Source organism: Bradyrhizobium sp. ISRA430 (assembly GCF_029909975.1).
GTDB lineage: Bacteria > Pseudomonadota > Alphaproteobacteria > Rhizobiales > Xanthobacteraceae > Bradyrhizobium.
Window position 1 is genome coordinate 1,854,071 of record NZ_CP094516.1, and the last position, 24,601, is coordinate 1,878,671.

The window sequence follows — 24,601 nt, forward strand, 5'->3', positions numbered from 1 at the left end:
TCGCGCTTTAGCGGGTTATTGTTTGAGCATGATCTTCTCGAAAAACCGCGCCACACTTTTCCGGATCATGCTCTAGCTAGCGGGGGAAACATGACTGCAGCACGCGACAAATTCGGACGTCCCGTCGTCGTCGTCACCGGCATGGGCATCATGACCTCGCTCGGCACCGGCAAGGCCGACAACTGGTCAAAACTCGTCGCGGGCGAATCCGGCATCCGCACCATCACGCGCTTTCCGATCGACGGCCTGAGGACGACGATGGCCGGCACGGTCGATTTCGTCAGCGTCGAACCGTTCTCCTCCACCGCCCTCTCCGAGCGGATGGCGGAGATCGTCACGGAGGAAGCGCTTGAGCAGGCCGGGATCGGCGCCAAGGGCGATTTCCCGGGTCCGCTGTTCCTGGCGGTCGCACCTGTCGAGGTCGAGTGGCCGCAGCGCAGCGAGCTCGGCCGCGCCGTCGGCAAGCCCGATATCAACTACGACGATCTCCTGCGCATCTCCGGCGGCGGCAAGTACAGCGCCTATCATCATCGCTTCATGTTCGGCTCGGTTGCCGCCCACCTCGCCGAGACCTTCGGCACCAAAGGTTCGCCGATCTCGCTGTCGACCGCCTGCGCCTCGGGTGCGACCTCGATCCAGCTCGGCGTCGAGGCGATCCGCCGCGGCGAGACCGATGCCGCGCTGTGCGTTGCGACCGACGGCACCGTGAATCCGGAAGCCCTGGTGCGCTTCTCGCTGCTCTCGGCGCTGTCGACCCAGAACGATCCGCCGCAGGCGGCTTCCCGCCCCTTCTCCAAGAATCGTGACGGCTTCGTCATGGCCGAGGGCGCCGGCGCGCTGGTGCTCGAAAGCTATGAGGCGGCGACTGCGCGCGGCGCCAAGATCCTGGGCGTGCTCGCCGGCTGCGGCGAGCTCACCGATTCCTTCCACCGCACCCGCTCCTCGCCGGACGGCAAGCCGATCATCGGCTGCATGAAGAAGACGCTGGCCGATGCCGGCATGGAGCCGGACCGGATCGACCACATCAACGCCCACGGCACCTCGACGCCCGAAAACGACAAGATGGAGTACAATACGACATCGGCCGTGTTCGGCGAGCTCCTGCAGAAGATCCCGGTCACCTCGAACAAGTCGATGGTCGGCCACACCATCTCGGCGGCCGGTGCGGTCGAGGCGATCTTCTCGCTGCTCACCCTCGAGCATCAACGGATTCCGCCGACGATCAACTACGAGACCCCGGATCCCACGATCCTGTTCGACGTCGTCGGCAACAAGGCGCGCGACGCCCGCGTCACTGCCGTGATGTCGAACTCGTTCGGCTTCGGCGGCCAGAACGCCTCGCTGATCCTCACCCGCGAACCGGCCTGACCGGACGCATGGCACTGCTTCCTGCGAGCACGAAGGCCCGCGCGCGGGAGGCTGCCAAATCGCTGGGCGGGAGCCTGATTGGCGCTGCGACCGTCGGCATGCTGCGCACCACGCGCTATTTCGATCCGGTCAAGACATCGGATTTCTTCGCGCGCGTCACCCGCCTGATCGGCCCGCGCCTGCGCGAGCACCGCATCGGCCGCGCCAATCTCACCGCCGCCTTCCCGGAAAAGTCGCCGGAGGAGATCGAACAGATCCTGATGGGCGTCTGGGACAATCTCGGCCGCGTCGGTGCCGAATTCGCCCATATCGACCACGTCTGGGACTATGACCGCGACCATCCGGAGAAGAGCCGGATCGAGCTGACGCCGCGCAGCATCGAGCTGTTCGACCAGATCAAGGACGACGGCAAGCCGGCGCTGATCTTCGCCGCGCATCTTGCCAACTGGGAACTGCCGGCACTCGCCGCCGTCGCGCACGGGCTGGACACCGCGATCCTCTACCGCCGGCCGAACATCGCCTCCGCCGATCGCATCATCCAGCAGATGCGCCAGGTCAACATGGGCACCCTGATCCCTGCGGGGCGCGACGCGCCGCTCCGCCTTGCGCAGGCGCTGAAGGACGGCAAGCACGTCGCCATGCTGATCGACCAGTATCTGACCGCCGGCGTTGAGGTCACTTTCTTCGGCCGCAAGACCCGCGCCAATCCGATGCTGGCGCGGCTTTTGCGCCAGGTCGAATGCCCCATCCACGGCGTGCGCATCATCCGCCTTCCCGGTGGCCGCTTTCGCGGCGAGCTGACCGAAGAGATCCAGCCGGTGCGCGACGCCGACGGCAAGATCGACATCCAGGGCACGACGCAGGCGATCACGAGCGTGGTCGAAGGCTGGGTGCGCGAGCATCCGGAGCAGTGGCTGTGGCTGCACCGGAGATGGCGGTAGTTACTCCGTCATTGCGAGCGAATCGAAGCAATCCAGTCTGCCTCCGCGGAGAGATTCTGGATTGCTTCGCTTCGCTCGCAATGACGATGTGGAGGCAGATGCGCGCCAAACACCCAACTGTCATCGCCCGACTTGGTCGGGCGATCCAGTATTCCAGAGGTGCCGACGAATACGGAGAAGCCGCGGCGTACTGGATGCCCCGCCTGCCGCCTACGCTAAAGCTTCGGCGCCCCTAGACCGAAACCCCGGCGAAGCCTTGGCGTAGCCGGGTCGCGGGGCATGACCGCGAGGGTTAGGAAGCCGCTTGCCCCTCCTGACGCATCGAGAGCGGTATTGACCCTCATTGCCACGATGCAATTTTGCCGGTGTTTTGCCCGACAAGTCAAACGAGCAGAGGCTGATGACATCAGGCTCGTCCTGCGAAGTGCTTCAGGTTTTTTGCGCCTGCGGGGCGATTAAACCAAACCGCATCCCGACTTAAGCACCGTCACCGCCGGCAACGCGCCGGTAGCGGTTCTACTTTGCATGGGGTTGTTTTACGGAATTGAGTTGCCGGGTTGATCCCCGGAAGGATCGCGGCCCCCTCTACCTTCCCGTCTTCACCTTGGTCCAGAGCCGGTTGATGATGCGCTGGGTGGCGGGTTCGCGGGCGGTGATGACGAAGAGTTTTGCGAGCGTCGCTTCGTCCGGATAGATGTTCCGGTCGTTCAGGATCTTCGGATCGACCAGCTTCTGGCTGGCAAGGTTGCCGCTCGCGTAGGACAGGAAGTCCGAGTTCTTCGCCGCGACATCCGGGCGGTAGAGATAGTTGATCAGCTCGTAGGCTTCCCCAACGTTCTTGGCATCCGCGGGGATCGCCAGATTGTCGAAGAACATCTGCGCGCCCTCCTTCGGGATGGCGTAGCCGATTTCGATGCCGCTCTTGGCTTCAGTGGCGCGGGCGCGCGCCTGCATGATGTCGCCGGACCAGCCGACCACCAGGCAGATCTCGCCGGTCGCAAGCGCGCTCAGATATTCCGACGAGTGAAACTTGCGTACGGAGGGGCGGACCTTTGCTACGACGTCCGCGGCCTTCTCGAGGTCAGGCTGCTTGGTCGAGTTCGGATCGAGCCCGAGATAGTTCAGCGCCGCCGGGAAGATGTCGTCGGCGGAGTCGAGCATGTGCACGCCGCAGTCTTTGAACTTGGCGAGGTTCTCCGGCTTGAAGACGATGTCCCAGCTATCGATCTTCGCGTCCGCTCCCAAGATCGCCTTCACCTTGGCGACGTTGTAGCCGATGCCCGTCGTGCCCCACATGTAGTTGGCAGCGTAGACGTTGCCGGGATCGTAGGTCGCAAGGTGCTGCGTCACGAAGGGCCAGGCGTTGGCGAGGTTCGGCAGCTTCGACTTGTCGAGCTTCTGGAAGATGTTCGCCTTGATCTGGCGCTGCAGGAAATAGGCGGTCGGCACCACGACGTCGTAGCCGGACTTGCCGGCCATCAGGCGCGTCTCCAGCGTCTCGTTGGCGTCGAAGGTGTCGTAGACCACCTTGATGCCGGTCTCTTTGGTGAAGTCTTCAAGGACACCCGGCGCCATGTAGTTGGACCAGTTGTAGAAGTTGACGACGCGCTCCTCGGCCACCGAGGGCCGGGAGAGCAGCGTCAGCGCTGCGGCGATGGCCAAACCAAAGCAGAGCCCCGAGCGGCTGACGTTCGTCATCTCATCTAACCCTTGCGCCGGCGCACCGCGTCCGACAGCCGCTCCAGTGCGGTGTCGAGCGTCTGGTCCTTCTTGGCAAAGCAGAAACGCACCACCGAAGTCACCGGGTCTTGCTCGTAGAAGGCCGACACCGGGATCGCCGCCACCTTGTAGTCCCTGACGATCCGCCAGCAGAACTCGGCGTCGCTCTCGTTCAGCCCGAGCGGCGAGAGGTCGACGGTGAGGAAGTAGGTGCCTTGCGACTTCAGCACGGGGAAGCCGAGGCTCTCCAGGCCCCTGGTCAGGCGGTCCCTGCTGCGCGTCAGGTCCTTGCGCATCGACAGGAAGTACTCGTCCGGCTTGCCGAGGCCGTAGGCGACGGCGGCCTGGAGGTTCGGCGCGGTGGTGAAGGTGAGGAACTGATGCACCTTGGCCGCAACGCGGAGCAGCGGCGGCGCGGCGCAGACGAAGCCGATCTTCCAGCCGGTCAGCGAGAAGATCTTGCCGGCCGAGCCGACCTTGATGGTGCGCTCGCGCATGCCGGGGATGGTGATCAGCGGGATGTGCTTGTGCTCGTCGAAAGTGACGTGCTCCCAGACCTCGTCGCAGATCGCGATGACGTCGAACTCCTGGCAGTAGCGGGCAAGCAGCTCGAGGTCTTCGCGTGGATAAACCACCGCGGACGGATTCAGCGGATTGTTGAAGAGCACCGCCTTGGTCTTTGAATTGAAGACGCTTTTCAGCATGTCCTCATTCAGTCGCCAGCCCGGCGGCTCGAGCCGCACGAGGCGCGGAACACCGCCGGCCTGGCGGATGATCGGCAAGTAGGAATCATAGACCGGCTGGAAGCAGACGACCTCATCGCCGGGCTGAACCACGGACAGGATGGCTGAGGTCAGGGCCTCGGTGCCGCCGGAGGTCACCATCACCTCGCTCATCGGATCGAGCTTGAGGCCGTGCCAATGGCCGTAATGCGTCGCGATGGCCTGGCGCAGCTCCGGGATGCCCATCATCGACGGATACTGGTTGTAGCCGTTGAGCGAGGCATCGGCCGCGGCGCGGCGGATGTCCTCGGGACCCGGATCGTCGGGAAAGCCCTGGCCGAGATTGATGGCGGCATTGTCGCGTGCGGCCTGCGACATCGCCTCGAAGATGGTGACGGGAAGGTCGGCGAAGACCTTGTTCAGCGAGGAGCTCTTGGTCGTCATTACGGGGTCAGCCACCGACCTTGGTGGGAAGACCCGCCGCCTTCCAGCCGAGGATGCCGCCGGCCAGATGCTTGTCGTAGGCAAGGCCGGCCGCCTGCGCCGCCAGCGAGGCCGTCACCGAGCGCTTGCCGGAGCGGCAGGCGAACACGACCTCTTTGCCTTGGGGATCGGGAATCGCCTTGGGGTCGAAGGTCGAGAGCGGTACCACGACGCCGTAGGGATAGGCTTCAGCGGCGACCTCGTTGGGCTCGCGCACGTCGACGAGCAGATAGCGCCCTTCCGAAACACCCTTGGAGACCTCGTCCGGGGTGAGATCCTGTACCTGGTTTGACAAATCATCCTCCAACGTCCGAGCGCGCGCCGGAAAGCGATCCCGGCGGCGGCAACCTCGCCTCTCGGCTCACGAAAATCAAGCGCTACAAAGGCTTGAGCGATGCCCTGCAAGTTAAAGCTAAATCGCACGGACTTGAAGCGCAGCTTTCGGAACGGGCGCCTCAGATCGTCACCTGCGTTCCGACCTCGACCACGCGGCCGCTGGGGATCTGGAAATAATCGGTGGCGTCGTTGGCCGAGCGGCTGAGCGAGATGAACAGCCGGTCCTGCCAGCGCGGCATGCCGGAATGGGCGGCAGGCTTGAGCGCCCGGCGCGACAGGAAGAACGAGGTTGACATGATGTCGAATTGCCAGCCGAGCTTGCGGGCGATCGCCAGCGCCTTCGGCACGTTGGGCGATTCCATGAAGCCGAACTTCAGCGTCACCTTGGAGAAGGTCGGGCTGATCTGCTCCAGCTTGACGCGCTCGGCCGGATCGATGCGCGGGGTCTGCGCGGTTTCGATGGTGAGAATGACATTCTTCTCATGCAGCACTTTGTAGTGCTTCAGACTATGCATGAGCGCCGTCGGCGCGCTGAGCGGGTCGCTGGTCAGGAATACGGCGGTTCCGGGCACGCGCTGGGGTGGCCGCTTCTCCAGCATCGCCACGAGGTCGGCGAGCGGAAATTCGAGCTTGCGCGACTTGTCGAACAGCAGCCGGCTGCCGCGCCGCCACGTGTACATCAAGAGGATCATCAGCGAGCCGAGCGCCAGCGGCACCCAGCCGCCCTCGAACACCTTGAGCAGGTTCGCGGTCAGGAAGGTCAGGTCGAGGAAGAGGAAGGGGGCGATCAGCGCGGCCGCGGCGAGCGGCGACCACCTCCAGACCTTCCAGATCACGACAAAGCCCATCATCGCTGTGACCACCATGGTGCCGGTGACGGCGATGCCATAGGCAGAGGCCAGTGCGCTGGAGGAGCGGAACAGGAGCACCATCAGCATCACGGCGACAAGCAGAAGCTGGTTGATGCGCGGAATGAAGATCTGGCCGGAATGGGCCTCAGAGGTATGACGAATTTCAAATCGCGGCAAAAGCCCGAGCTGGATCGCCTGGCGCGTCAGCGAATAGGCGCCGGTGATGACGGCTTGGCTCGCGATGACGGTCGCCATGGTGGCCAGCACGACCATGCTCCCGCGGAACCAGCCTTGCGGAAACAACTGGAAGAACGGGCTCACGATCGCCCCGGGATCATCCAGGACCAGCGCCCCCTGCCCCAGATAGTTCAGCGCCAGCGACGGCAGCACGATGAACAGCCAGGCGGTCTGGATCGGCCGCTTGCCGAAATGGCCGAGGTCGGCGTAGAGCGCCTCGGCGCCCGTGACCGCCAGGAACACCGCGCCCAGCGTGACGAAGCCGATGATGCCGTGGTGGAGCATGAAGGACACTGCGTAGAGCGGGTTCAGCGCGTACAGCACCTGCGGCTGCTGGATGATCGGACCGACCGCTGCGACCGCGATCACCGCAAACCAGACGCACATCACCGGCCCGAAAAACGCCGCGACGCGGGCAGTGCCGTGCGATTGCACGGCGAACAGACCGAGCAGGATCACCACGGTCAGCGGGACGATGTAAGGCTCGAACGTCAAGGTGACGTCCTTCATGCCTTCGATCGCCGATAGCACCGAGACCGCCGGCGTGATCACGGCATCGCCATAGAACAGGGCGCCGGAAATGATGCCAAGCAGGACGATCGTCGCTCCGCGGGTGCCGACCGCGCGCTGTGCCAGCGCCATCAGGGCAAGCGTACCGCCCTCGCCATTGTTGTCGGCGCGGAGCAGGATCACGACGTATTTGAGCGTCACCACGACGATGAGCGCCCACAGGATCAGCGAGACCACGCCGAGCACAGCGGCGGTCGTGGGCGCCCCTTCCACGCCCGAGGCCACCATGACCGCCTCGCGAAACGCGTAGAGCGGGCTGGTGCCGATATCGCCATAGACGACGCCGATGCCGCCAAGCGTCAGCGCGCCGAACCCTGCGGTGGTATGGGCCTCGCCATGCCCATTGGCCGCCACCGTCGCCGGGGCGGGAACTGCTACGTCACTGGTCATGGGAGAGACTGGTGGCCTCTAAAAATGCTTCACTGCACAATGGCGGAAGAGAGCGCGCGGCTTATAGTCCTGCGCTGCCGGCATGGCCTAGCCCGATTTTGGGCCCTCGCCATGCAAAAATCGCATAAGTCCGCCAATCGCGTTCAAATAGTGACCTGCGTGCCGACTTCAACCACTCGGCCGGTGGGAATTTGGAAATAGTCGGTCGCATCATTGGCGGACCGACTCAGCGCGATGAACATATGGTCCTGCCAGAGCGGCATGCCGGATTGCGCCGAGGCTTTCAGTGACCGGCGCGACACGAAGAACGACGTCGACATGATGTCGAATTGCCAGCCCTGCTTGCGGGCGATCGCCAGAGCCTTGGGCACGTTCGGCTGCTCCATGAAGCCGAAGCGCAAGCGCACCTTGGAGAACTTGTCGCTGATCTTCTCCATGCGGAACCGCTCCGACAGATCGACCCGCGGTGTCTGCGCGGTCTCGATGGTCAGGATCACGTTGTGCTCGTGGAGCACTTTGTTGTGCTTCAGGTTGTGCAACAGCGCGGTCGGCACAAAGGCGGGATCGCTGGTGAGGAAGACCGCGGTGCCCCTGACGATGTGCGGCGGCCGCTTCTCCAGACTTCGGATCAGGTCGTCCAGCGGCACCTCGATACGGCGGGTCTTCTGCAGCAGAATCCCCGTGCCCCGGCGCCAGGTCCAGATCATCGCCACCATGGCCACGCCGAACAGCAACGGCACCCAAGCGCCCTCGAGTAGCTTGAGAAGATTGGCGCTGAAAAAAGTGATGTCGACCATGACGAGGGGCAGGATCACCGCCGCGGCGGTTGCCGCACGCCAGTTCCACAGCTTCCAGATCACGATGAAGCCCATGATGCCATCGGCGACCATGGTGGTGGAAACGGCGATGCCATAGGCCGAGGCCAGGCCGCTGGGGGTGCGGAACAACAGCACGAGCAGCATCACGCCGATCAAAAGCAGCCGGTTCACGCGCGGCAGATAGATCTGGCCGGCGTGGGTTTCGGAGGTGTATCGAACCTCGAAACGCGGCAAGAGACCAAGCTGCACCGCCTGATACACCAGCGAATAGGCGCCGGTGATCACCGCCTGGCTCGCGATCACGGTCGCGGCCGTCGCGAGTCCGACCAGCGGCAGCACCAATTGCTCGGGCACCATGCGATAGAAGGAGTGTTCGATCGCGCTGGGATCGGACAGCACCAGCGCGCCCTGCCCGAAATAGTTGATCAGGAGCGAGGGCAGCACGAAGAACAACCAGGCGGACTGAATCGGCTTGCGGCCGAAATGGCCGAGATCGGCATAGAGCGCCTCCCCGCCGGTCACCGCCAGGAAGACGGCGCCGAGCGTCACCAGGCCGATCGTGCCGTGCGATAGCAGGAATTGCAGCGCGTAGTACGGATTGATCGCAGCCAGCACCGACGGGTCATCGGCGATGTGAACGATGCCCATCACAGCCAGGCTCGCGAACCACACCACCATGACCGGACCGAAGGCGGACGCCACCAGCGCGGTGCCCTTGCTCTGCACCGCGAACAGCACCGCCAGGATGAGCACCGTCAGCGGCACCACGTAGTGTTCGAACGCCGGCGTCGCGAGTTTGAGGCCGTCGACCGCCGACAGCACCGAGATCGCCGGCGTGATCATGGAATCGCCGATGAACATGGAGGCGCCGACCACGCCGAGCGCGAGCAGGAACCAACTTCGCCGCCCCAACGCGCGCTGGCCGAGCGCCATCAGCGAAAGCGTGCCACCCTCCCCTTTATTGTCCGCACGCAGCAAGAGCAGGACGTATTTGGCGGTGACGACGATCAGGAGCGCCCATAGGATCAGCGAAAGCACGCCGAGCACGATGACGCGAGAGACCGGCTGACCATGGGCCGCGCCGCTGACCGCCTCGTGAAACGCGTAGAGTGGCGAGGTGCCGATATCGCCGAAGACGACGCCGATGCTCCCGAGCGTGAGGGCCCAAAAACCCGAGGTGACCGGCCCTTCCTGGGCCTCGGTCGATGTGATGCTCGCCGTCATGAGGGTGGAGAACGCTTCTTCCCTGGAATTGATCCGGCGCCTTTTGACGCTTCCGGCGCGCCTGTCAATTGTCACAGCATATAGCAGGCGCCGGAGCCGACGCTGTGACGGCGCCGCCACGCCCATCACCAGCGCGACGACATGCCTCAGGTAAAATGGTAGCGCAAGAGCGTTACGGCTTCAAATTCGGCGGCAACGGCGGATCTTCGCGCATCAGGGTGATCGTCACCCGCCGATTGGCGGCGAGCGACGGGTCGTCGGGAAACAGCGGCTGGGTATCCGCCTTGCCGGAGACGGCGAAGATGTGCGACGGCGGCAGGCCCTCACGTTCGAGAATCTGGCGCACGGCGTTGGCGCGATCGGCCGACAGATCGAACGCGCCATAGTCGCCGCGCGTCGGCACGAGGCCGGCAGCCGTATGTCCGGCGATGGAGACTCGCAACGGCGTCGATTTGAGCGGGATCGCGAGCTTCTCGATCAGGCGGCGGGTGCGATCATAGGGCACCTTGGAGCCGTCGGGAAACATCGAGCGGCCGTCCTGGTCGACGATCTCGAGATTGAGGCCCTGCTTGGTCTCCTCGAACATGATGTGCTTGGACATCTCGGTCAGTTCCGGCATGTCCTGCAAAGCCTGGCGGAGCGAGGCCGCGGCAAGCGCAAAGTCACGATCGACCTTGATCTTGGCGCCCGAGGTCCGGTTGCGATCCTCCTGGTCCGGCGTCGGCGTGTTGGAGGCATCTTCGGGCTGGATGTGGTCGATGTTCTTCAGCCGCGGACGCGTCGGCAGGCCGTCGGCCTCGACGATGCCGGCATAGCGCGCCTCGCTCTGGATGCCGAAGGCGTCGCGCATGGAGCCGGCGACGATCTTCAGCTTGTTCGCGTCCTGCGTCGAGAACGCGACGAGCATCACGAAGAAGCTCATCATCAGGCCCATCAGGTCGGCGAAGGTCACGAACCAGCCGTGACCGCCTCCATGTGCATCGCCGCGCTTCTTCTTGGCCATGTCTTACGATCCCGGCGGGCGGCGTCAGGCCGGCACCGGCTCGCCCTCGGCGTGGCGATGTTTCTCCGGCAGGTAGGCCAGCAGCATTTCGCGCACGAGCGTCGGGCTCTTGGAGTCGCGGATCATCAGGATGCCGTCGATGATCAGCGTGCGGTTGGTCTCCTCGTCGAGCAGCTTGCCGTGAAGCTTGTCGGCGATCGGCAGGCAAAACAGGTTCGCCACGAGCGCGCCGTAGAGCGTCGCGAGCAGCGCGGTCGCCATGAACGGGCCGAGCTTGGAGGGATCGGTCATGTTGGCAAACATCTGCACCATGCCGATCAGGGTGCCGATCATGCCAAAGGCCGGGGCGCAGTCGCCGATGGCGCGGTAGATCTTGCTGCCCTCGTCGAGATGCATGAGGAAATTGTCGCGGTCGCGCTCGAGATTGTCGCGGATGAAGTCGAGGTCGTAGCCGTCGGCGACGTAGCGGATGCCCTTGGCGAGGAACGGCTCGTCGGTCTCGACCTTTTCCAGGCCGACCGGACCCTGCTTGCGGGCGATCTCGGCGATGCGGGCGAGTTCGTCGACGAGATCATGCGCCGACAGCCGGCTCATGGTGAAGGCGAACTTGGCGCCGAGCGGGAGGCCATGCAGTAGCGCGCTGAGGGGAAAGCGGATCATGGTGGCGGAGATCGAGCCGCCGAAGATGATGATCATCGCATGTTCTGAGATGAACATGTGGAGGTCGCCACCCATGATCATCATCACTGAGATGACGATGATGCCTGCAACGAGGCCGGCGCCCGTCATGATATCCATGGGAGACTCCAACGCGAACGCAACAACGGCCGTCCTGGCCGATGGCACGGCCCAACCCCGAACCGCATCGGAAACCCTAATTGGCCGCCATTAAAGACGCGTAAAGGTTAAGTGCGGACGACGCGGCGAACCGGCGCGGGACGTGCCGAGAGGACGCCGGCTTCGCCGTCCGGCGACCGGAAACTCAACACTTTGCTAACCATAAGCGGCCGCCCTGAGGTCTAGGACGACAGCCCCACGAGCTTGAGGCTAAGCGCGCGCAGGCGCTTGCGGGCGTCGGCATCGTAGGCTTGCGGATTGGCGCGCGCCTCGTTCATGCCGTTGAAGAACAGGCCGCTACGGCCGGCGATGTCGTCGCCTTCGATGAGATGCAGGATCGCCGCACCGCCCTGCTCCACCGTCGAGATCGGCGTGATGCCGCCGGCGCGCACCATCGTGGTGTTCATGTAGGTCGCCGGATGCAGCGAGTTCACGGTGATGCCCATGCCCTTCACCTCTTCCGCGAAATCGATGGTGAACATGATCTGCGCGAGCTTGCTCTGCGCATAGGCGCGCGAGCCGCTGTAGCCCTTCGTGATCATGACGTCGTCGAAATCGATCGGATGCTGGCCAAGCGAGGCAACGTTGACGATGCGCGAAGGAGAAGCGGTCTTGAGCAGCGGCAGCAGGAGATGCGCGAGGAGGAAGCCGGAGAGATAGTTCACGGCGAAGCGCAGCTCATGGCCGTCCGCACTCTCCTGGCGTTGCGGCCCGCCGTTCTGCGAGCCGATGCCGGCACTGCTAACGAAGACGTCGAGACGGCGATGATCGCGTATCACGGCCGCGGCGAGCTCTTGCGTGCCCGACAACGACGACAGATCGGCCTGGTAAAACGTCGGCGCGACATGACCGGCCTTCACGATCTCGTCGATCAGCGTTTTGCCACGCAGGGCGTCACGGCCATGAATCAGGACCTTTGCACCGTCTTCGGCCAGCCGGCGAGCAACGTAGCGGCCGACGCCGTCCGTTGAGCCGGTTATCAAGACTGTCTTGTCACTCATCTTCATCGTGCCAGCACCTCCGGCTGCGGCCCTGCGCCACGGGTCGGGAACATCAAGGACAAGGTATTATCTGGGTGCGGCATGCTCTATCGCGAGAGCCATTCGCAATGCTGATGCTGTTCAGTCTTCTCACCGCGCTGCCCGCGGTTCTGGCGCTCCACCTGCTTGAACCGGAGCTTGTCCTACCGGCATTCAGCATCGTGCTTTTTGTCGAGGCCGCCTTCGCCGTGATCGCCGCGCGCCTCATGAGAGCCCCGGACAATGCGGAAGGCATCACTCTATGGGATTTTGCCGGCGGATTCATCCTGATTGGCTGCGCCGCCGCAATGCTCGGCGAGCCGGATCAGGCCGCCCTGTTCCTGGAGCAGGGCGGCCAACGACCGACATCGCGGCCGTAGATCGTTCACGCCGTCAGTGAATCTCCGCCGAACGCTTCAGCGCGGCCTTCAGCTTCTCCAGCGAGAAATCGGGGCTGCGCGCGATCTCCAGGATCGGCGTCTCGCGGCGGCCGCAGAGCTCGGCGGCTTCAGGAAGCTTAGCGGCGACGTCGAGCGGGATCACGATAGCGCCGTGCTGGTCGGCGTGGATCAGATCGTCGGACTTCACGGTCATGCCCGCGACGCGAACCTCGCCGCCAAAGCTCTCCGCATGGACCCAGGCATGCGACGGGCCGATCGAGCCGGCGAGCGCCTGGAAGCCCGGGGCCCATTGCGGGATGTCGCGGATCGAGCCGTCGGTGATGACGCCGAGGCAGCCGAGCGCCTTGTGCACGTTGCTCTGCACCTCGCCCCAGAACGCACCATAGCCGACGTCGGGACCGTCGATGTCCTGGATCACGGAGATACGCGGGCCGTGGCCAGTGCCGACATATTCGTAGTATTCGATGCGGCGCTTGGCCTGCTCTTCCGCCGGCAGCGAGGATTTCAGGACGGAGCGGATCGCAACCGTGCGGGCATAGCCGACGATCGGCGGCAGATCCGGAAACGGGCAGACCAACTGCTTCGTGGTGTAGCCGATGAGCCGGCGCTCCGGCGCCACGATCTCCATGGCGTTGCAGATCGTCGGCGTGTCATAACGGCCCAGCGCTTCGAGGACGGAAGCAGGCAGCAGCCCGGTCGCGGAATTCGTCACGGCGTTCTCTCCCAGATTGGCGGCTGCTTTGGCGCGATGCCGCCGGCACAGGGCGATATAGCCGAGATCGGGCCTCAACCCAACTCACTGGGCCTCATGGCAGATATTTGCACGCGACCGCTCAGTGCAGCCGTTCGGGCCGGTCGTCGTGCGCCTGATCCGGCAGGTTTGCCGCGAGCGCCGCGGATGATTGCGGCTGCGCCACCTCACTGGTTGACGGCGCTGTGGCCCCCGCGGCGCGGGCCTGGTCGCGGTACGACTTGTAGCCAAGCGGCAGGCTGAGCAGATACAGCACCGTGCCGGCCGAGAGGATGTACCAGGGATAACTGATCAGCAGCGCGATGAAGAAGATCACCGCGACGAAGGCCGGCAGCACCAGCTCAGGCGGTACGCGCATGCGCATGGTCTTGCCGGAGAACACCGGCAGGCGCGACACCATCAAGAAGCCTATCAGGAGCGTGTAGGCCGCCGTTACCGCGGCAGGCCAGCGCCCGAGTTCCAGGAACGCAACATAGATCGGCAGCAGCACCGTGATCGCGCCGGCGGGCGCCGGCACGCCGGTGAAGAAATTGGCGGCAAAGGCCGGCTTGTCGGGATCGTCCATGGTGGCGTTGAAGCGCGCGAGGCGCAGGCCGCCGGAAATCGCGAATACCATGGCGGCGATCCAGCCAGCGTTGCCGAGCTCGTGCAATTGCCAGAAGTACAGCATCAGGCCCGGCGCGACGCCGAAATTGACGAAGTCGGCAAGGCTGTCGAGCTCGGCGCCGAATTTCGATTGGCCCTTGATCATGCGCGCGATGCGGCCGTCGATGCCGTCAAGCGCCGCCGCGAACACGATGGCGTAGACGGCGAGCGACATCCGTCCCTCGATCGAGAGGCGGATCGCCGTCAGGCCCGCGCAGATTGCCAGCAGCGTGATGACGTTGGGCACCAGCATCCGCACCGGGATCGGGCGGAACCGCCGGCGGCGCGCAGCATCCGGATACTTGAAGTCATAGGGCGTCATGGCTCGTCCTCACCTTAAGGCGAGATATAGCAAGCCGCTTCCCCCTCCGCCATTGCGGCGGAACGCCCCTTTCGCCGATGTAATGGTTAATTGGCGCGGTAGGTGCGGCCCGGGTCGTCGGCGGAAAGATCGGCCAGGATCGTTTCGCCGGCGATCGCGGTCTGCCCTTCCGAGACCAGGGCCTTGGTGCCGAGCGGCAGATAGACGTCGAGCCGCGAGCCAAAGCGGATCAGGCCGAAGCGCTCGCCGGCCCCGATCGCCTGCCCTTCCTTGACGAAGCAGACGATGCGCTTTGCCACCAGCCCCGCGATCTGAATCACGCCGATCCGCGCCGTGGGCGTCGAGATGACCAGCGAATTGCGCTCATTGTCCTCGCTCGCCTTGTCGAGCTCGGCATTGATGAACAGGCCGGGCCGGTAGGCGATGCGGTCCACCCTGCCCGCCACTGGGCTGCGGTTCACATGGCAATTGAACACGCTCATGAAGATCGAGACCCGCGGCAGCGGGCGATCGCCGAGGCCGAGCTCGGCCGGCGGCAGCGCCATCGTGATCATCGACACGCGCCCGTCGGCCGGCGACACCACGAGCCCCTCGCGCACCGGAGTCACGCGCACGGGGTCGCGGAAGAACAGCGCACACCACACCGTGAGCACGGTCCCGATCCAACCGAGCGGCGACCACAGCCAGAACAGGACGAGGCTTACCAGCGCGAAGGCGCCGATGAAGGGATAGCCTTCCTTGTGGATCGGCGGGATCTGACGCTGGATCGAATCGAGAATGGACATCGCTATCTGCCGCTGAAGAGTTGATTGCGCGCCACGCGCGCCGGAGTTGTTTAGGCCAGAGTTGGGATCAGAGACAAGGTCACTCGGCGGCCGCAGGCGTCGTCAGGACATCCTGGACCGGCGGCGGCTCCCGGTTGGGCGCCTCGCTGCTCTCGCCCATCCTTGCCAGTTTCTCGCGCGCCGCCTCGGCCTCGCGCTGCCTGTTCCACATGCCGGCATAGAGGCCGCCGAGCGCGAGCAGGCTCGTGTGGGTGCCGCGCTCGGCGATGCGGCCCTGCTCCAGCACGATGATCTCGTCGGCGCCGACGATGGTGGAAAGCCGGTGCGCGATCACAAGCGAGGTGCGGTTCTTGGCGACGCGGTCGAGCGCACCCTGGATCTCGTGCTCGGTATGCGTGTCGAGCGCCGAGGTCGCCTCGTCCAGCACCAGGATCGGCGGCGCTTTCAGGACGGTGCGCGCGATCGCCACCCGCTGCTTCTCGCCGCCCGACAGCTTCAACCCGCGCTCGCCGACCTGGGTCTCGTAACCCTTCGGCGCCATGCGGATGAAATGGTCGATCTGCGCGAGCCGTGCCGCCTGCTCGACCTCGGCGTCGCTGGCGTCCCAGCGGCCATAGCGGATGTTGTAGCGGATGGTGTCGTTGAACAGCACGGTATCCTGCGGCACCATGCCGATCGAGGCACGCAGCGAGCCCTGCGTGACGTCGCGAATGTCCTGGCCGTCGATCAGGATCTTTCCGCCGGACACGTCATAGAGGCGGAACAGGAGGCGCGAGATGGTCGATTTGCCGGCGCCCGAGGGACCTACGATCGCGACCGTCTTGCCGGCCGGCACCTCGAAGCTGATGCCCTTGAGGATCGGCCGCGCCGCTTCATAGGCGAAGCGCACGTCCTCGAAGCGCACGGTGCCCGAAGAGACCATGAGCGGCTTCGCATTCGGCGCGTCCTTGATCTCGGCCTCGCGTCCCAGCACGCCAAACATCTTCTCGATGTCGATGATCGCCTGCTTGATCTCGCGATAGACCATGCCCATGAAATTGAGCGGCTGGTAGAGCTGGATCATCATGGCGTTGATGAGCACGAAATCGCCGACCGTGTTGTGTCCCTGGCGCACGCCGATCGCGCACATCAGCATGGTCGCCGTGAGTCCCAGCGTGAAGATCACGGCCTGGCCGGTGTTGAGCACGGCGAGCGAGGTATAGCTGTGGGTACTGGTCTCCTCGTAGCGCGCGATCGAGCGGTCGTAGCGCTGCGCCTCGCGCGCCTCGGCGCCGAAATACTTCACCGTCTCGTAGTTGAGCAGCGAGTCGATCGCCTTGGTGTTCGCCTCGGTGTCGGAATCGTTCATCTTGCGGCGGATGCCGATCCGCCACTCGGTCGCGATGTAGGTGTAGTACATGTAGACCGCGACGGTGATCAGGGTGGCGACCACGTAGCGCCAGTCGAACTGCCAGAACAGCACGGCCATCAAGAGCGAGACCTCGACGATGGTCGGGATGAGCTGCAAGATCACCATGCGCACGATGACCTCGATGCCCTCGCGGCCGCGCTCGAGCACGCGCGTCAGACCGCCGGTCTTGCGCTCGAGGTGGAAGCGCAGCGACAGTTCGTGCATGTGGATGAAGGTGATGGCGGCGAGCTTGCGCACGGCATGCATGGCGACGCGGGCAAAGATGCCGTCGCGCCACTGCGTCAATACCGCCATCAGGATGCGCATCGCGCCGTAGCTCGCGGTCAGCAGCAGGGGCGATGCGATCACCCAGAGATGCCAGTTGTCAGCCTGTAGCGGCGCAGTGTTGGCGCCGGTCAACGCATCCGTCGCCCATTTGAAGCTGAACGGCACGGTCAGCGTGATCAGCTTGGCCGCGAGCAACAGCACCATCGACCAGACCACGCGCATCTTCAGGTCGAAACGGTCGCTCGGCCAGATATAGGGCCACAGATGCGCCAGCGTCCCGATCAGGGTAGCCCGCTCCGGCAATGTGGCGGCCGCTTGGGGCGCTTCGGCGCCGACGGGCGAATGAGGGTGATCCATCCAAAAGCCTGAAGGCCCGCCGGATGCGGGCCCGTTGAGATTTGCAATTTTCGCCTGTCATATAGAGGCTTCCGCGCCTGAACGCACCCCGCCAGGAACCAATTCTTTGATTGTTTGTCGTCATTTACCGGTAGATCTTCGGGGTACGCGAATCACCGATTGGGCTTGACGCCCCTTCGCTGCAATGCATCATGGAGCCAATGAGCACGATCAAAACCGTCTGTGTCTATTGTGGCTCCGGCCCTGGAACAAATCCCCGCTTCATCGAAGGCGCCAAAGCGTTCGGCAAGGCCCTCGCCGAGAACAACGTCCGCCTCGTCTATGGCGGCGGCTCGCTCGGCATGATGGGAGCGGTTGCAACCTCGACCCTCGATCATGGCGGCAGCGTCACCGGCATCATTCCGGATTTCCTGACGCTGCGCGAGAACGCGCTGACCCGCGTGCAGGAGATGATCGTCACCCCCGACATGCACGAGCGCAAGCGGCTGATGTTCGAACGCTCCGACGCCTTCGTGGCGCTGCCGGGCGGCGTCGGCACGCTGGAGGAGCTGGTCGAGCAGCTCACCTGGAAGCAGCTCGGCCGTCACGCCAAGCCCGTGCTGCTCGCCAATATCGATAATTTCTGGGAGCCGCTGTTCTCGTTGCTGTCGCACATGCGCCAGACACAATTCATTCGCGACGGCCTCAAGGTCGACATCCTCAAGGCCGACCGCGTCGAGGAGATCCTGCCGAAGCTGAAGTCGGCTGCGGCGCAGGTCGCCGAGGCGGAGAAGGATCTCGCGCCGGACGTGGCGCGGCGGCTCTAACGGCCTACTCCGCCGGAAACGTCACCGCCTCGATCCGGTTGCCGTCGGGATCGACGACGAAGGCCGCGTAGTAGCGCACGCGGTCATGCGGACGGATGCCCGGCACACCGTCCGATGCGCCACCCGCCGCAAGCGCCGCAGCGTGAAACGCATCGACCTCAGACGTTGTCCTCGCACGCAGGCAGATGTGCACGCCGCTCTCGGGCGATACATACGGCATGCCCTCGCGCAGGTTGATCCAGAACTCGGGGTAGGACTTGCCGAAGCCGACCGTCCGTGGCCGCGTGACGAGCCGCGCGAGCCCGAGGGCCGCGAGGGTTGCTTCGTAGAATCTTGCCGAGCGTTCGAGATCGCCGACGCCGACGGAGATGTGGTCGATCATTGGTGACGCTTCCCCCTCTCCTCGTCATTGCGAGCGAAGCGAAGCAATCCAGAAGTGTATCCGCGGAGACAGTCTGGATTGCTTCGTCGCTTTGCTCCTCGCAATGACGGTATTTGTGCGCCTACGCCGGCGCGCCCGACTTCACGAGCTTGTAGATCACCGAATCCATCAGCGCCTGGAACGAGGCGTCGATGATGTTCGGGGACACGCCGACCGTGGTCCAGCTATCGCCGCTCTCGTCTTCGCTCTCGATCAGGACGCGCGTGACCGCGCCGGTGCCGCCGTTGAGGATGCGCACGCGGTAGTCGATCAGCTTCAGGCCCTCGATGTATTTCTGGTACTTGCCGAGATCCTTGCGCAGTGCGACGTCAAGCGCGTTGACGGGGCCGTTGCCTTCGGCCGCCGAGATCAGGTGCTCGCCGGCGACGTCGACCTTCACCACGGCCAGCGCCACGGTGACGCGCTCGCCGAGCGCGTTGTAGCGCTGCTCGACATTGACGTCGAACTGCTCGACCTCGAAATAATGCGGCACCTTGCCGAGCGTGCGACGCGCCAGGAGCTCGAACGAGGCGTTGGCGGATTCATAGGCGTAGCCGGCCGCCTCGCGCTCCTTCAGCTCCTCGACCAACCGCGTCAGCTTCGGATCGCTCTTCTCGTAAGCAATGCCGGCACGGTCGAGCTCGGCAATGACGTTGGAGCGGCCCGCCTGGTCGGACACCAGCACCTTGCGGTGATTGCCGACCGCGTCAGGCGCGACATGTTCGTAGGTCTGGGGATCCTTCAGCACGGCCGAGGCGTGGATGCCGGTCTTGGTAACGAAAGCGCTCTCGCCGACATAGGCCGCGTGCCGGTTCGGCGCGCGGTTGAGCATGTCATCGAGCATGCGCGAGACCTTTACCAGGCTTGCCAGCTTCTCGCCCGTCACACCGATCTCGAAGACGTCCGAAAACTCCTTCTTGAGCTTCAGCGTCGGGATCAGCGAGCAGAGATTGGCGTTGCCGCAACGCTCCCCGAGCCCGTTCAGCGTGCCCTGGATCTGCCGCACGCCGGCGCGCACTGCAGCGAGCGAATTCGCCACCGCCTGCTCGGTGTCGTTATGGGCGTGGATGCCGACGTGATCGCCGGGGATGTGCTCGAGGACCTCGGTAACGATGGCCTCGACTTCGTGCGGCATGATGCCGCCATTGGTGTCGCACAGCACGACCCAGCGCGCGCCGGCCTCATAGGCCGCCTTGGCGCAGGCGAGCGCGAAGCTCGCGTCTTCCTTGTAGCCGTCGAAGAAATGCTCGCAATCGAGCATCACCTCGCGGCCGGCGGCTTTTGCTGCGCTGACGCTGTCGCGGATCGAGGCGAGGTTTTCGTCCTTGGTGGTCTCGAGCGCGACGCGGACCTGATAGGCCGAGGATTTTGCGACGAAGCAGATCGCATCGGCCTTTGCCTCGAGTAGCGCGGCCACACCGGGATCGTTGGAGACTGAGCGGCCTGCCCGACGCGTCATGCCGAAGGCGGTGAAACGCGCATGGCTGAGCTCCGGCCTGGTGCCGAAAAATTCGGTGTCGAGCGGATTGGCGCCGGGATAACCACCCTCGACATAGTCGATGCCGAGTTCATCCAGCATTGTCGCGATGATCTGCTTGTCGGCCAGCGTGAAATCGACGCCATTGGTCTGCGCGCCGTCGCGCAGCGTGGTGTCGAACAGATAGAGGCGCTCTTTTGCTTGCGTGCTCATGAACGCCGTCCGTTGTTGTTACCTCCCCCCTTGCGGGAGAGGTCGACGATGCGCAGCATCGCCGGCTGGGGGGTGCCCTGGGAGAGATGGGAGTTTGTGGCTACCCCCCTCCCCAACCCTCCCCCGCAAGGGGGGAGGGAGAAGAGAGAGGATCCCAGGAGATAAAGGCGCTCCTTGCTCATTGCGGTGCTCCGAGCGTCTTCTTCATGGTGGTGTTGGCCAGCCACTCGTCGTTGACAGTGACGCTGTTGCGCTGCTGGGCAGCGTAGCCGCGCTTGGCGAAGAAGCCCTGTGCGGTGTCGCTGGCATCGACCGTCAGGCTCTTCGCGCCGCGGCCGCCGGCGAGCTTTTCCAGCGCATCGACCAGCATGGTCGCAATCCCTTGCCGGCTCACTGCCGGGTGCACATAGAGCATGCGGATCTGATCATTGCCGCGCAGCGAGGCAAAGCCCACGGGCGAACCGTCGAGCGTGGCGATCAGCGTCAGGTCGGCGGCGAGCCGGCGGCCGAATTCCTCGTCCTCCGCCGCCGCCATCCAGGCTTCCTGCTGCGCCTCGTTGTAGTCGTCGCCGGTCAGCTCCTCGATGCTTGCGGCGAAGATCGCGGCGAGGACCGGCACGTCGGCCGGCAGGAAGGGTCGCAAGCCAGGTTTTGGCAAAGTCTGTCCCATCGTCCTCACCACATCCCATAGAGCTTCAGCGCCAGCGCCACGGCCGCCGCGAGAAGCAGGATTTTCAGCGCAATGTAGTAGAGCCAATGCCTGGGAAAGGGCGTGTCGGGCCGCTTCATCGCGCAACCTCCCAACTCGTCCCCTCCTTGGAATCCTTGATCGCAACCCCCAGCGCGGCGAGCTGATCGCGGATGCGATCGGACTCCTTGAAGTCCTTTCGCGCACGCGCCGCGGTCCGCTCCGAAATCAGGCGCTCGACCTCCTTGGCATCGATGCCGCTCGCCTGCTGCTTGCGCCCCTCCCACTGCGCCGCGCTCTCGGAGAGGAAGCCGAGCAGGCGCAACGATGCCGCCAAAGCGCCCGCATCGCTGCGCAGGCCGTGCAGCGCCGCAATCGTCAGAGGGGTGTTCAGGTCATCGAGCAACGGTTCAATCACGGACACCGCCGGCTTGCCGGGCTCGACGTCGGCCGCAAGGCGATACCAGTCGTCGAGCGTCTTGGCGCTCTCTTCCAGAGACTTCAGGGTCCAGTCGATCGGCGAACGGTAATGCGTCTTGAGCATGTTGAGGCGCAGCACCTCGCCCGGCCAATCCGCGAGCAGGTCGCGGATGGTGATGAAGTTGCCGAGGCTCTTCGACATCTTCTCGCTCTCGACCTGAAGGAATCCGTTGTGCATCCAGTAGTTCGCCATGCGCGACTGGTGGAAGGCGCAGCAGCTCTGTGCGACCTCGTTCTCGTGGTGCGGAAACACGAGATCGATACCGCCGCCGTGAATGTCGAAATGCTTACCCAGATGCTTCCAGGCCATGGCCGAGCACTCGACGTGCCAGCCCGGACGGCCCTGCGCCTTGATGCCCGCCGGCGACGGCCATGACGGCTCGCCGGGCTTGGACGGCTTCCACAGCACGAAGTCAGTCGCATCGCGCTTGTAGGGCGCGACGTCGACGCGGGCGCCGGCGATCATCTCGTCGAGCGAACGCTTCGACAGCGCGCCGTAGCGCGGCAGCTCCGAGTTGGCCGCATTCATCGCCTGCGGCGAGAACAGCACGTGATCCTCGGCGACATAGGCAAAGCCGCCGGCGACGAGCTTTTCGATGATCTCGCGCATCTCACCGATATGCTCGGTCGCGCGCGGCTCGACGCTTGGCCTGAGCGCACCGAGCGCATCGACATCGGCATGAAACTGCCTGCCCGTCTCCTCGGTGACCTTGCGGATCGCCTCGTTCAGCGGCAGGCCGGGGAAATCCCGCGCGGCGCGATCGTTGATCTTGTCGTCGACGTCGGTGATGTTGCGGACGTATTTGACGTGTGCCTCGCCGTAGAGATGGCGCAGCAGCCGGAACAGCACATCGAACACGATCACGGGCCGCGCATTGCCGATATGGGCGAAGTCATAGACCGTCGGTCCGCAGACATACATGCCGACGTTCTTCGCATCGAGCGGCACGAACGGCCGCTTGTCCTTCGTCAGCGTATCGTAAAGGCGCAATTCCATATGGATACCCATCGGCTGTTGGCCGGGCGTCCAATGCTCTCAATGGTTTTGAGAAAAGACGGCTCCAGCCAGCGAATCGCTAGCTCGTAATCTCGCAAATGGCGCAAATGGCGAGGAGACCGTTCATGCGGGAACATATGGGCCACGAAGGGGCCCGGCGTCAAGGGAGCCGCGAAAATGCCGTCTTCTCTCCGCAAAGCGCGCTCGCCTCGCCATGATCGTTCATCATCCTTAACCTTTTGAGTTTATTCGGAAGCTGGCGGTTCCCCCAGCCCCCGGTGCACCATGCGACCCCTGCTCGCGCTCCTCTCCAGTGCCTTCATCGTCGCTGCGACCGCTGCATCGGCGGAGACCCGCGTCTTCATCATCAATAGCCAGGCAGACGGCTACGGCATCGACCAATGCCTCGCCAGGGGCGAGAAATGCGGCGCGCAGATCGCGCGCACCTATTGCCAGTCGCGGGATTTCGCCCAGGCCTCGGCCTATCGTCGGGTCGATCCCGACGAAATTACCGGCTCCGTCCCCAAACCCGGCGCAAACTGCTCCCATGGCCATTGCGACGAATATGTTGCAATCACCTGTCAGCGCTGAATTCGCGCAGAACTGGCGGGTCTTAGACCCAATCTGCACCCCGGAAACGACGTGACGATGCCCCGAGAAGCGGGTATTGGAAGGCGCGCTTTGGCACCACCGTCCGTGGGGCCGCGACCTCGCTAGAATGGCGGATATGCCTGAATTTTTGTCCCTGCCTCGCTCTCGTTTCCTCCTTGCAAGTGCCGTGCTTCTGAGCGCGCTGACGCTCGCCACTGACGCATTCGCGCAGGCAGGTCCGCCCGGACCTCCGCCTCCACCCCCGCAGGGCGGGCTCGGGCCGAACCCGATGTGCGCGCGGCTGGAGGGACAACTCGCCGCGCTCGACCGCGGCGCGGGTGGCGATCCGGCGCGCGAAGACCAGATCCGTCGCTACCAGGATTCCCAGACCCGCCAGCAGGCCGAGCTCGATCGCGTCACGATGCAGGCCAAGCGCATGGGCTGCGATTCTTCCGGCTTCTTCTCGCTGTTCAGCGGTCAGTCGGCACAATGCGGTCCAGTCAACACCCAGATCCAGCAGATGCGCGCCAATCTGGACCAGATCACCGCCAGTCTCGAGCGCTTGCGCGGCGGCGGCCCCGGCGGCTTCAGCCCCGAGCGCGACAACCAGCGCCGCTCGGTGCTGCTCGCGCTCGCGCAGAACAATTGCGGGCCACAATATGCCAACGCGGCGCAGTCACAGGGCGGCAACTTCCTGAGCAATCTGTTCGGCGGCGGCAACAGCGCCAACAATCCGCCCGGCGCCCCGCCGCCGGCCGATCTCGGCCCGCAGTCCGGCACCTATCGTACCGTATGTGTCCGTACCTGCGACGGCGCCTATTTCCCGATCTCGTTCGCGACCGTGCCGGCGCGGTTCCCCGACGACGAGAAGACCTGCAAGGCGCTGTGCCCGGCGGCGGACGCGTCACTCTATGCCTATCGCAATCCCGGCGAGGACATGAACTCCGCCGTCTCGGTCAGCGGCCAGCCCTACACGGCGCTGCCGAATGCGTTCAAATTCCGCAGCGAGTTCAACCCGTCCTGCTCATGCAAGGCTGCGGGCCAGAGCTGGGCCGACGCGCTGAAATCGGTCGACGACAAGGCCGCCGCCGAGCAGCAGGGCGACATCATCGTCACCGAGGAGAGCGCCAAGAAGATGCAGCAGCGGCAGCTCGCCAAGGGCACGCCCGCCAATGCCAAGAAGGGCGCGCCGCCGCCGGTCACGGCCAACACGCCGGCCGCGGCACCGCCTGCGGATACGACCACGGCTGCAACCTCCGAGAACAAGCCGATCCGCTCGGTCGGGCCGACCTTCCTGCCGCAGCAGCAGAAGTAGGCCTCCTTGTGCAACTGTCATGCCCCGCGCAGGCGCGGCATCCAGTACTCCGCGGCACCAGTCGGTTTCTATGACGTCTGCCGCGGAGTACTCATCATCCGCCTTCGCGGATGGTGACAGCGATCAACGGGGGCGCAATCGCCCGTCTCACTCGCA

At 64.5% G+C, this 24,601-nt stretch carries 22 protein-coding genes; 6 read left to right on the plus strand and 16 right to left on the minus strand.

Features of this window, described 5'->3' with window-relative positions:
* Positions 1-90 precede the first annotated feature (90 nt).
* Positions 91-1,368 carry a beta-ketoacyl-ACP synthase gene (locus MTX21_RS09490; RefSeq protein ID WP_280964535.1) on the plus strand — a complete coding sequence of 426 codons (1,278 nt, stop codon included), beginning with the start codon at positions 91-93 and terminating at the stop codon, positions 1,366-1,368.
* Positions 1,369-1,376: 8 nt separating this feature from the next.
* Positions 1,377-2,309, plus strand: coding sequence for a lipid A biosynthesis lauroyl acyltransferase (locus MTX21_RS09495; protein ID WP_280964536.1), 933 nt, complete (start codon positions 1,377-1,379; stop codon positions 2,307-2,309).
* A 585-nt stretch (positions 2,310-2,894) separates the two neighbouring features.
* Here the strand turns inward: MTX21_RS09495 and MTX21_RS09500 are convergent.
* The 8 genes from MTX21_RS09500 to MTX21_RS09535 all read right to left on the minus strand — a co-directional run bounded on the left by MTX21_RS09500 (position 2,895) and on the right by MTX21_RS09535 (position 12,506).
* Complete coding sequence (locus MTX21_RS09500; RefSeq protein ID WP_280964537.1) at positions 2,895-4,007, minus strand: polyamine ABC transporter substrate-binding protein; 1,113 nt, start codon at positions 4,005-4,007, stop codon at positions 2,895-2,897.
* A gap of 5 nt (positions 4,008-4,012) precedes the next feature.
* Complete coding sequence (locus MTX21_RS09505; RefSeq protein WP_280964538.1) at positions 4,013-5,194, minus strand: aminotransferase; 1,182 nt, start codon at positions 5,192-5,194, stop codon at positions 4,013-4,015.
* A 7-nt stretch (positions 5,195-5,201) separates the two neighbouring features.
* Positions 5,202-5,528, minus strand: coding sequence for a rhodanese-like domain-containing protein (locus tag MTX21_RS09510; RefSeq protein WP_280964539.1), 327 nt, complete (start codon positions 5,526-5,528; stop codon positions 5,202-5,204).
* 160 nt (positions 5,529-5,688) lie between these two features.
* Entirely contained in the window at positions 5,689-7,617 is a 1,929-nt protein-coding gene (locus MTX21_RS09515; RefSeq protein WP_280964540.1) for a potassium transporter Kup, read from the minus strand.
* A gap of 143 nt (positions 7,618-7,760) precedes the next feature.
* A complete protein-coding gene (locus MTX21_RS09520; RefSeq protein WP_280964541.1) occupies positions 7,761-9,659 on the minus strand; it encodes a potassium transporter Kup in 1,899 nt (632 codons plus the stop codon).
* 172 nt (positions 9,660-9,831) lie between these two features.
* On the minus strand, positions 9,832-10,662 hold the full coding sequence (locus MTX21_RS09525; RefSeq protein WP_280964542.1) for a flagellar motor protein MotB: 831 nt from the start codon (positions 10,660-10,662) through the stop codon (positions 9,832-9,834).
* Between the two features lie 24 nt (positions 10,663-10,686).
* Positions 10,687-11,460, minus strand: a complete 774-nt coding sequence (locus MTX21_RS09530) for a MotA/TolQ/ExbB proton channel family protein (RefSeq protein ID WP_280964543.1) — start codon at positions 11,458-11,460, stop codon at positions 10,687-10,689.
* A 221-nt stretch (positions 11,461-11,681) separates the two neighbouring features.
* The gene (locus MTX21_RS09535; RefSeq protein WP_280964544.1) at positions 11,682-12,506 is read right to left on the minus strand and encodes an SDR family NAD(P)-dependent oxidoreductase; all 825 of its coding nucleotides are present in this window, start codon (positions 12,504-12,506) and stop codon (positions 11,682-11,684) included.
* 101 nt (positions 12,507-12,607) lie between these two features.
* Here MTX21_RS09535 and MTX21_RS09540 point away from each other — a divergent pair, with 101 nt between their 5' ends.
* The gene (locus MTX21_RS09540) at positions 12,608-12,898 is read left to right on the plus strand and encodes a hypothetical protein (protein WP_280964545.1); all 291 of its coding nucleotides are present in this window, start codon (positions 12,608-12,610) and stop codon (positions 12,896-12,898) included.
* 13 nt (positions 12,899-12,911) lie between these two features.
* Here the strand turns inward: MTX21_RS09540 and MTX21_RS09545 are convergent, their stop codons facing one another.
* The 4 genes from MTX21_RS09545 to MTX21_RS09560 form a co-directional block, all read right to left on the minus strand.
* Positions 12,912-13,631, minus strand: a complete 720-nt coding sequence (locus MTX21_RS09545) for an RraA family protein (RefSeq protein WP_280964546.1) — start codon at positions 13,629-13,631, stop codon at positions 12,912-12,914.
* Positions 13,632-13,752: 121 nt separating this feature from the next.
* Positions 13,753-14,637 (minus strand): phosphatidylcholine/phosphatidylserine synthase, encoded by an 885-nt coding sequence (locus tag MTX21_RS09550; protein WP_280964547.1) that lies wholly within the window; start codon positions 14,635-14,637, stop codon positions 13,753-13,755.
* Positions 14,638-14,723: 86 nt separating this feature from the next.
* A complete protein-coding gene (locus MTX21_RS09555; protein ID WP_280971406.1) occupies positions 14,724-15,428 on the minus strand; it encodes a phosphatidylserine decarboxylase in 705 nt (234 codons plus the stop codon).
* A gap of 73 nt (positions 15,429-15,501) precedes the next feature.
* Positions 15,502-17,457 (minus strand): ABC transporter ATP-binding protein/permease, encoded by a 1,956-nt coding sequence (locus tag MTX21_RS09560; protein WP_280964549.1) that lies wholly within the window; start codon positions 17,455-17,457, stop codon positions 15,502-15,504.
* Positions 17,458-17,657: 200 nt separating this feature from the next.
* Between MTX21_RS09560 and MTX21_RS09565 the strand changes: the two genes are divergently transcribed.
* Positions 17,658-18,263, plus strand: coding sequence for a TIGR00730 family Rossman fold protein (locus MTX21_RS09565; RefSeq protein WP_280964550.1), 606 nt, complete (start codon positions 17,658-17,660; stop codon positions 18,261-18,263).
* A gap of 4 nt (positions 18,264-18,267) precedes the next feature.
* Here MTX21_RS09565 and MTX21_RS09570 read toward each other — a convergent pair whose 3' ends face one another.
* From MTX21_RS09570 to cysS, 4 genes are all read right to left on the minus strand, one after another.
* The gene (locus tag MTX21_RS09570; protein WP_280964551.1) at positions 18,268-18,645 is read right to left on the minus strand and encodes a VOC family protein; all 378 of its coding nucleotides are present in this window, start codon (positions 18,643-18,645) and stop codon (positions 18,268-18,270) included.
* Positions 18,646-18,766: 121 nt separating this feature from the next.
* Positions 18,767-20,374 carry a citramalate synthase gene (gene cimA / locus MTX21_RS09575; protein WP_280964552.1) on the minus strand — a complete coding sequence of 536 codons (1,608 nt, stop codon included), beginning with the start codon at positions 20,372-20,374 and terminating at the stop codon, positions 18,767-18,769.
* 178 nt (positions 20,375-20,552) lie between these two features.
* The gene (locus MTX21_RS09580; protein WP_280964553.1) at positions 20,553-21,044 is read right to left on the minus strand and encodes a GNAT family N-acetyltransferase; all 492 of its coding nucleotides are present in this window, start codon (positions 21,042-21,044) and stop codon (positions 20,553-20,555) included.
* A 115-nt stretch (positions 21,045-21,159) separates the two neighbouring features.
* Positions 21,160-22,539, minus strand: coding sequence for a cysteine--tRNA ligase (gene cysS, locus MTX21_RS09585; RefSeq protein ID WP_280964554.1), 1,380 nt, complete (start codon positions 22,537-22,539; stop codon positions 21,160-21,162).
* 285 nt (positions 22,540-22,824) lie between these two features.
* Between cysS and MTX21_RS09590 the strand changes: the two genes are divergently transcribed.
* Both MTX21_RS09590 and MTX21_RS09595 read left to right on the plus strand, forming a co-directional pair.
* Entirely contained in the window at positions 22,825-23,130 is a 306-nt protein-coding gene (locus tag MTX21_RS09590) for a hypothetical protein (protein WP_280964555.1), read from the plus strand.
* A 127-nt stretch (positions 23,131-23,257) separates the two neighbouring features.
* Complete coding sequence (locus MTX21_RS09595; protein ID WP_280964556.1) at positions 23,258-24,445, plus strand: DUF2865 domain-containing protein; 1,188 nt, start codon at positions 23,258-23,260, stop codon at positions 24,443-24,445.
* Positions 24,446-24,601 lie beyond the last annotated feature (156 nt).